5 protein-coding genes are annotated in these 5,179 nt (G+C 53.2%); 4 read left to right on the plus strand and 1 reads right to left on the minus strand.

Annotation, left to right across the window (positions count from 1 at the left end; translation table 11 throughout):
• The coding region (locus HMPREF1494_RS12020) for an alpha-amylase family glycosyl hydrolase (protein ID WP_442853635.1) at positions 1 to 120 on the minus strand (120 nt) is incomplete at its 3' end.
• 196 nt (positions 121 to 316) lie between these two features.
• On the opposite strand from HMPREF1494_RS12020, the gene HMPREF1494_RS10580 reads away from it, so the two are divergent.
• The 4 genes from HMPREF1494_RS10580 (at position 317) to HMPREF1494_RS10595 (ending at position 5,126) form a co-directional block, all read left to right on the plus strand.
• Complete coding sequence (locus HMPREF1494_RS10580; RefSeq protein ID WP_034522860.1) at positions 317 to 955, plus strand: YesL family protein; 639 nt, start codon at positions 317 to 319, stop codon at positions 953 to 955.
• Positions 943 to 1,977 (plus strand): LacI family DNA-binding transcriptional regulator, encoded by a 1,035-nt coding sequence (locus tag HMPREF1494_RS10585; RefSeq protein ID WP_003835916.1) that lies wholly within the window; start codon positions 943 to 945, stop codon positions 1,975 to 1,977. The genes HMPREF1494_RS10580 and HMPREF1494_RS10585 overlap by 13 nt, the downstream gene beginning before the upstream one ends.
• A gap of 241 nt (positions 1,978 to 2,218) precedes the next feature.
• Positions 2,219 to 3,610: a GH32 C-terminal domain-containing protein gene (locus HMPREF1494_RS10590; RefSeq protein WP_003835915.1), complete on the plus strand. Its 1,392-nt coding sequence runs from the start codon at positions 2,219 to 2,221 to the stop codon at positions 3,608 to 3,610.
• Between the two features lie 202 nt (positions 3,611 to 3,812).
• Positions 3,813 to 5,126 carry an ABC transporter substrate-binding protein gene (locus HMPREF1494_RS10595; protein WP_033512946.1) on the plus strand — a complete coding sequence of 438 codons (1,314 nt, stop codon included), beginning with the start codon at positions 3,813 to 3,815 and terminating at the stop codon, positions 5,124 to 5,126.
• The last annotated feature ends 53 nt before the right edge of the window (positions 5,127 to 5,179 follow it).

A 5,179-nucleotide genomic window follows, 5' to 3' on the forward strand; every position in this document is an offset into this window, starting at 1 on the left:
CTCGGAGACGCCGGCGATGTCGCCCAAGCCATCCCCGTCGGAATCCTTGAACGATCGTGGATAGACCTGATATACAACGGCCTGCTTCCACCAATCCGCACGTTCATTATTCGCGGTCATGATGTTGTCCTTACGTCTTTGTCCCGATATGTCCCTGTTCTAGTGATTGTTCGCCTATGAACAGCTAATGACAACGATATCACCAATGGTGCCAATGCATCACGGGTGTGTTGTGATTACGTTGTCACGGACATGGCGGAGTCTCGGTAAGATTGAACACAACGTTGGCGGTCATGGCCTTGCACAAAGGAGCGATATGAAATTCCTGTCACCTGATTCAGGTCTCATGCGCGGTTGGAACAATCTGACCGACGGTGTGTGGATCAATATTCTCATGCTTGTCACCAGCATTCCGCTTGTGACTGTCGGTGCCGCGCTGACCGCCGGCCACGACGCTGCTCGCAAGACGCTTGCGGGAGAGGGGCACGTCACCACCAATTATTTCAGATCATTCAAAAGTAATTTTGTGAAGTCCACAGTGCAGTGGCTAATCTTCGGTGTGGCGCTGGCAGTGCTGTCCTACGCGTGGGTCGTTCTGCAGATTGTACCGTTGCTAATTCCAAAATTCGGTTTCACCATCGTATGGATCATGGGCTTCGAATGGGTCTGGGCGTTACAGGCTCGTTTCGAAAATAGCCTTGGTGGCACCCTCGCCAATGCATTCATCTTCGGCGTGACTAATGTCGCGTCGACCATCGCGCTGGCGATAATCGATGTTGCGTTCCTAGGGCTGATCGTCGGCTCTTGGTTCTACATGCCGCAGGGTCTGTTTTTGCTGGTGGTGCTTGGGTATGGCAGCGTGCTTATGCTTCACGTCCCGATTCTCGAACATGCGTTCGCCAAATACGTCAACAAGCCGGAGTCTGATGGTCGGGGGACGGCATGGCGAAAGTAACGTTGCAAGACGTTGCCAAAGCGGCCGGCGTCTCTATCGCGACTGCTTCATGGGCGGTGAATGACAATCGTAATGTGCGTATCCCGGAATCCACGCGCCGTAAAGTCCGTAAGGCCGCCGATTCGCTCGGTTACCATCACAATGCATTGGCCCGGGGGTTGGCCCGTGGCTGTTCCGACATCATAGGCTTCATCAGCGACGGTGTGGCTACCTCTCCGTTCGCGGGGCAGGTAATCCAAGGTGCGCAGGATGAGGCTTGGCGTAACGGGAAGATTCTGCTGGTGGTTAACACCAACGGTAAAAAAGATGTGGAACGTAAGACTTTCGCGTTCATGCTTGAGCATCAGGTCGAAGGCGTCATCTACTCGAAGTGGGTTCATGAATCAATTACGCCACCGAGCGAACTCGATAAGGTGCCGGCGGTGTTGGTGAACTGCTATGACGAACGTGGCCGATTTCCTGCTGTGGTGCCGAACGAAGTTCAGGGTGGGGCCACAGCCACGCGACTATTGCTTGAGGCCGGACATCGGCGTATCGCGTTCGTTAACGCCATTACGCCCTCGCCTGCGTCGCTTGGCCGACTTGAAGGATACAAAGCGGCGCTTGCGGCATTCGGCATCGATTTTGATTCGTCACTGGTGGTACCTGCGAACGCTGACCAGGAAGGTGGATACGGGGCAGCGGAAAAGGTGATGGCGACGGATGCGACCGCAGTGTTTTGCCATAATGACCGCACTGCGCTTGGTTTGTACGATGCGTTGCGTGAGTTAGGTAAACGTGTGCCGGATGATATCTCCGTGGTTGGGTTCGATAATCAGGAAATGATTTCCGCGCACATGCATCCCGCGCTGACCACCGTGGGTCTGCCACAATATGAGCTCGGTGTGATGGGCGTGCGAACGTTGTTGCGGCAGTGCGGCCGCAATGAGGATGATGGTGATGAACATGTAGTGACGAGGACGTTCGAGCCGATTTTCGTGCAATGTCCGGCGGTATCTAGGGATTCGGTGAAGAGGTTGTAGCATGGTCGTCGTAGTGCTGCGACACTCGTGGAAACACTCACGAAACGGTGGAAAAACGGCATTGTGCAAGGTGGCTGCGTCAATCGTTTGACATTTTGATTTTAAGTGCTATATTTGTACTTAATCGCTTAAACAGTTTAAGCGCTTAAACTGAATAATGCGAAGTAATACTGGTTCCTTCAAAAGGTAATCGCAGACGATTGCCGAGCGAAAGGCAAAGCAGCTGAAGAAAGGTAAAGATATGAAGCTTTATTACCAGTTCCCTGGCACTTGGTTCGGTGACTGCATGCCATTTGGCAAGGGCGACGAATTCTTCCTGTTCCACCAGCGGGACAATCGCAACCCGGAGCCGTTCGGAGAGCCGTTCGGCTGGGATCTTGCCACAACCAAAGATTTCGTAAACTACGAGAATCATGGAGTGGCAATCCCCCGTGGCGCATATGACGCACAGGATCAATTCATCTTCGCGGGCTCGGTGTTTGAGGGCGAGGGCCAGTACCACATCTTCTACACCGGCTATAACCGCGATTATCCCGCACAGGGCAGGCCTGCGCAGGTGCTCATGCATGCGGTCAGTGACGACCTGTACCACTGGACCAAAACACAGGATGCTATCACCTTTACGCCGCAAGAGGGCTATGACCCTGATGACTGGCGTGACCCGTGGGTCATTCGGGACGAAGAACATGACCAGTATCTGCTGATTCTTGGTGCCCGTAAAATCGGTCCGAAAACCTGCCAGACCGGCCGTACCGTGAAGTTCACCTCTAAGGATCTCAAGGACTGGAAATTTGAGGGTGATTTCTGGGCGCCGAACCTGTACACCATGCATGAAATGCCCGACCTGTTCAAGATGGGCGACTGGTGGTACCACATCGTCACCGAATACAGCGACAAGCACAAGATGGTCTATCGTATGGCCAAGAGCCTTGACGGCCCATGGATTGCACCGTCGGACGATGCATTCGACGGCAGTGCCTACTATGCCGGCCGTACCTTCGAACTGAATGGCCAACGCATCCTGTTTGGCTGGGTCGGCACCAAAGAGAAGTGCGATGACAGGAGCAACTTCGAATGGGCCGGAACTTTCGTGGCACACGAGGTGTATCAGCGCGAAGACGGCACGCTCGGTGTGCGCATTCCCGATACCGTGTGGAATGCATTCAATGAGCGCGAGAATGTCGGCAATGTGACCATCGATGGTACTGGTGCGCGACAGGAGGCGGTACTTGCCCTTGGCTGCGGTGATTTGTTCTCGTTCGAAGCCGACATCACCTTCTCAGAAGGCACTCGCTCCTTCGGCCTGCGTGTCAACGAGAACGAAGATACCGCGCTGGGATACCAGTTCATCTTCCCCGTAGCTGAAAATCGCTATGTGTTCGAAGGCAGTCCGAACTTCCCATGGTTTAATGTCATGAACATCGGGCTTGAGCGACCTATCAAGCTCGAGGCAGGCCGTAACTATCATCTGCAACTCATCGTCGATGACACTATCGGCACGTTGTATGTGGATGGAGTGGCACTGAACGTGCGCATGTATGAGCGCCCCGGCGAGTCGCTGAGCATTTTCGCCACCGACGGCGTCGTTGAGGTGCGCAATGTCTCCATCGCTCGCGGATTGAAGGAGGTCTGACCAATCTGATTTCTTTTTGACTGATTACGGGTCGCCGAGGTCGTTTCGTACCTTCTTTTCGCCTCGGCGGCTCTCCTTGCGGCTTTCCCTCTCATTTTTGCTTAAGCGATTAAACTATACTTCGGTACCACATATCGCACGATGCACGACGTTTGTCATCATCTGACGACGCTGTCAGAATCATTATTTTTTGGAGGAGATTATGAAGAAACTCACTCGTACCATCGCCGCAGTGTCGGCGCTCGCCATGTCCGTTGGTGCGCTCTCCGCATGCGGCGGCTCAAATGTCAATGCTGACAAAGGGCATGTATATTTTCTCAGCATGAAGGTGGAACAACAGGACCAGTTCAAGGAACTGGCCGAAAAGTTCACCAAGAAGACCGGTATCCAGGTCGATATCGCCACTGCATCATCCGACACCTACGAACAGTCACTTAAGAGTGAACTGGCCAAATCCGAGGCGCCTACGTTGTTCGATGTCGACAACAACGACTTTCTGAATTGGACTGATTATTATGCCGACATGTCGGGAACCAACATCTACAAGGATCAGGAGAACCCCGACTATGCGCTGAAGGATGGCGATACGGTTGGTGCTGTGCCCTACGTCATGGAACGATATGGCATCATCTACAACAAGAAGCTGCTGCAGAAGTACTTCGATTCTTCCTGGGCAAGCATTAAGTCGGTTGACAGCATCAACAATTTCAAGACACTGAAGACAGTTGCCGATGAAATACAAGCACATAAGGATGAGATGGGCGTGAAAGGTGCGTTCACCTCCGCCGGCTTCGACACCAGCTCCATCAAACGTTTCGGTGATCAGCTGGCGCATATCTCCGTCTACTATGAGTATCGCGATCAGGGTGTCACGCAAATGCCGGCCACTATTTCCGACAAGTACGTATCGAACTTCAAGAACATTTTCGACCTGTACATCAACGACGCCACGATTCCGAAGACGCAGCTCGCCAGTGCCACCATGGACGACGCCAACTCCGAGTTCGCACTGGGTGAGGCCGTGTTCTTGCAGAATGGCTCTTGGGGCTATTCGCAGATTCGCGATCAAGAGGTCGCCGATGAAGATATGGGCGTATTGCCGATCTATATGGGTGTGAAGGGTGAGGAGAATGCAGGCCTGACCGTGAGCTTCCTGTACTTTGCGATGAACAAGAACGCCTCTGAAAAAGATCAGAAGGCCACCAAGCAGTTCCTTGACTACATCCTGAACGATGATGAGGCACGTGACATCATCACGAATGAGGCGGGTTTCGAAACACCGTTTAAGTCGTATGCGAAGGCCGGCTACCAGACCAAGAACCCGATTCATCGCGCCAACGATGCCTATGCCAAGGCAGATAAGTACGATATTGTGATCTATCCGTTGCCAAGCACTCAGTGGGTGTTGACGCTGGGCAACGCGATGTTGGAATATGCGCAGGAGACCGGTACATGGGACACCGTGCATGATGCATTTGTGGATGGTTGGGCGTCTGAATATAAGACCACTCATTGAGCGCAATAGAGTCTCATCGAATGCGGCAAACGGGGCTTGGCGGTTTATCCGCC

It is taken from the genome of Bifidobacterium sp. MSTE12 (genome assembly GCF_000513015.1).
GTDB lineage: Bacteria > Actinomycetota > Actinomycetes > Actinomycetales > Bifidobacteriaceae > Bifidobacterium > Bifidobacterium dentium.

Bases quoted from the DNA above. Each gene is read 5' to 3' on its own strand.
- HMPREF1494_RS10580 (WP_034522860.1), top strand. From the start codon at position 317: ATGAAATTCCTGTCACCTGATTCAGGTCTCATGCGCGGTTGGAACAAT.
- HMPREF1494_RS10585 (WP_003835916.1), top strand. From the start codon at position 943: ATGGCGAAAGTAACGTTGCAAGACGTTGCCAAAGCGGCCGGCGTCTCT.
- HMPREF1494_RS10590 (WP_003835915.1), top strand. From the start codon at position 2,219: ATGAAGCTTTATTACCAGTTCCCTGGCACTTGGTTCGGTGACTGCATG.
- HMPREF1494_RS10595 (WP_033512946.1), top strand. From the start codon at position 3,813: ATGAAGAAACTCACTCGTACCATCGCCGCAGTGTCGGCGCTCGCCATG.